The following is a 2,868-nucleotide window of genomic DNA, read 5'->3' as shown; positions in this document are numbered from 1 at the left end:
AAGACCAGAACAGAGTAAATCTGTTAAGGCAGGTGCGGAACCCCGCAAGGGAAAGAAGCAGAAACCTAAATCGTGAGGTTTGGGAATCGCCGTCCGTTTACGGCGGTGAGGATGTCAACATAGATACCGTAACCATCCTGAGACAATAAAACAGGATTGCTGCCATCCTTAATCGGATATTCAGGAGCGAGGGGACAGATTTCTAGGGCAATTAATGCATCTAAGCGGTTATTTGCGGTAAAAAATAAGGCCCCTAAGGCTCCTACCTCCTCCTTAGCTGAGGCAACCAGATATATATCCACCGCGGGGTTAATTACTCTGGCCGCTAATGCTAAAAGAATCGCCACGGAAGCCTTATTATCAAGGGTATAACTGGCAATGTAGTCTCTTAGTCGCAAGGGTTGTTTTCGGTGTTTTCCCACCACGACTCGACTACCGACGCGCACCCCGCAAGCGTCTAATTCTTCTGGAGTCAATTTCGTCTCTATCCATGCGGATTCCCAGGTGACGGGAGTGTTTTCCTGCTGCACTTTTTGCGGGGATTGATGGGAAATATGACGGGAACCAAAGGAGAGAATCCCCGATCTGGTTCCTTTATCACCGATAATATCCACCACTCCCTCTCCGTAAATCCAAGGAAAAGCTCCCCCGAGTTGGCGAATTTGCAGAGTACCATCGGGATTAATTGCTTTGATAATAGCACCAATTTCGTCTTTATGACCAGTAATAGCAATTTTTTTGGTCGAATCTCGTCCTCTAATTTTGCCGATGACATTTCCCGCTTGATCTTGCCATGTTTCTAATCCTAACTCTTGAAAGCGTTCTAGTAAAAAGCGATCGATTTCCGTTTCCATCCCACTAGGAGAATGATGGAGGACAAGAGTGGCAATAGTGTCAAAGAGGTGATCAAAATCCATATTTGTCTTGATTTGTGGGTCGAAAGAGAATTATTATCGAAACAGGAAATCGAAAAGGTTTTACAGGAACAATATTGGCGCAGCCATGGCTCTTGGGTGATTGCCAGTTAGCATTTAATGATTAATCAGAGGTGCAGAATTAGCCAGAAAACCCGCAACTTTCAGAGACTCTAGCACCGAATTGTCATCCTCTACCCAATAGTTTTGTCCTAAACGCACAAATTGACGCTGAGTTCCCGCACCGATGGTGGCAATAACGGGAACTTTTGCCTTTTGTTTGTCTCCCGATTGCAGAATACTTTTAAGAAGATTTTGACGATTTTGGTTGACGACATCTTGCAGCGATAAATTAACCATCACCATTTTAATGGTTTCGATCGGTTCCGCATCTTCGATAATTAATTGTACCCGATCATCTCGGCGATCAACTTTCCCCCACACCATTAAAGTTGCTTCCTCCACTAATAATTTTTGCAGACGTTCGTAGGTATCGGAAAAAATCACCGCTTCCGATTGTCCCGAGGCATCTTCTAGGGTTAAAAATGCCATGGGAGTACCTTTTTTGGTCATAATTTTCTTAACGGCATTTAATAAGACAATTGCACTAACTTTTTTTCTGGTTTTGTGTTCTTCTAAGTCAGCTAAATTGATAGGAGATAGGACTTGAGCGGCTCTTTGTAAAGCTTTTAAAGGATGTTCGGAAACATAAAAACCTAAATGTTCTTTTTCCAGTTTTAACTTTTCCTGTAGGGAAAAATCTTCTACTGCGGTGGCACTGGGAGACTGTTCAAACTCGGATTCTTGTTTATTTTCTGTGCTACCTCCTAGCATATCAAAAATATTCATTTGACCACTTTCTTTCTCTTTGGTGCGTTTTTGCGCCCAAGCAACTACTAATTCTAAATCTTCAATTAATTGATGGCGATTAGGTTGAATTTTATCAAAAGCACCACAATAAATTAGCGTTTCTAAAGCTCTTTTGTTGATTACTCGTAAATCAACACGCTCGCAAAAATCCCCTAAGGAAGTAAACTTTCCTCCTGTTGCTTCCCGGGCTTTTAAAATAGCCTCGATCGCATTTTCGCCCAGATTTCTAACTGCGGACAAACCAAAGAGAATTTTGCGCCCAATCGGGGTAAAATGTTTTTGCGAGCGATTGATGTCGGGAGGTTCGACATCGATATTCATTTTCTGACAGTTTTCTCGATACTTTTCCACCTTATCCTGATTATCGCTACTAGCAGTTAGTAACGCTGTCATATATTCCACAGGATAATTAGCTTTTAAATAAGCGGTTTGATAGGTGACGTAAGCGTAGGCAGTGGAGTGAGATTTATTAAAACAATTGGAGGCAATTAACCCGTTGCCCAGCAAAAAATTATGATCTTTCTCCACACCAATATCGTAAACGGGTTTTCTTCCCAAGGATTGACGACCGATAATTTTAACCATATTAGTAACCCAACTCTCCAGAGATTTTGGCAACGGTGCTAATAGAAATATAGCATTTCTTTGTTCCCTCATGCTGCCAAGGTAAAAAAATCACCATATTAATAATAACTAAAGTTTATATTCTACCTACAATAGGTTACGATCAAATTAAACAACATCATCGAAAATTTTGGGCTGAAACCCCGCCATTTTAGGTTGGCTTTAATTTAAATACTAGCGCATTGACACGATATGTTCTAGAGTGGTACTGCCAGTAAAAATATTTTGGCCGCAGAGCTTGCGGTGTCAGTCTGTAGAGCTACTATGCAAACCTAGACAAAATGGGTTCTTAGTTAGGGTTTGCTGAAAAAGTTTTTCCTAGGGGCAGGGTGTAGGGTGTGGGGTGTGGGGTGTGGGGTTTTACCGATTTTGAGGGGGTCAATTACCTAATTTTCAGGGAAAAAGTCCCTGAATTTCCCCCTGATCACTCCCATATCTGGTACTTTTTGAGGGGAAAAAA

The 2,868-nt window shown here is 41.8% G+C and carries 2 protein-coding genes and 1 pseudogene; 1 reads left to right on the top strand and 2 read right to left on the bottom strand.

The features are described 5' to 3' along the window. Positions 1 to 119 precede the first annotated feature (119 nt). Positions 120 to 917 (bottom strand): annotated as a pseudogene (locus EWV68_RS06465) (zinc-binding metallopeptidase family protein); the annotation flags it as partial. Here EWV68_RS06465 and EWV68_RS06460 point away from each other — a divergent pair. Beyond that, a complete protein-coding gene (locus EWV68_RS06460; RefSeq protein ID WP_256378254.1) occupies positions 903 to 1,028 on the top strand; it encodes a hypothetical protein in 126 nt (41 codons plus the stop codon). The pseudogene EWV68_RS06465 and the gene EWV68_RS06460 sit on opposite strands and share 15 nt — an antisense overlap. A 3-nt stretch (positions 1,029 to 1,031) precedes the next feature. Here the strand turns inward: EWV68_RS06460 and EWV68_RS06455 are convergent, their stop codons facing one another. After that, positions 1,032 to 2,369, bottom strand: a complete 1,338-nt coding sequence (locus EWV68_RS06455; protein ID WP_125730532.1) for a helix-hairpin-helix domain-containing protein — start codon at positions 2,367 to 2,369, stop codon at positions 1,032 to 1,034. Positions 2,370 to 2,868 lie beyond the last annotated feature (499 nt).

It is taken from the genome of Microcystis sp. M_QC_C_20170808_M9Col, assembly GCF_007095495.1.
GTDB lineage: Bacteria > Cyanobacteriota > Cyanobacteriia > Cyanobacteriales > Microcystaceae > Microcystis > Microcystis aeruginosa.
This window is presented reverse-complemented; position numbering and strand designations above follow the sequence as displayed.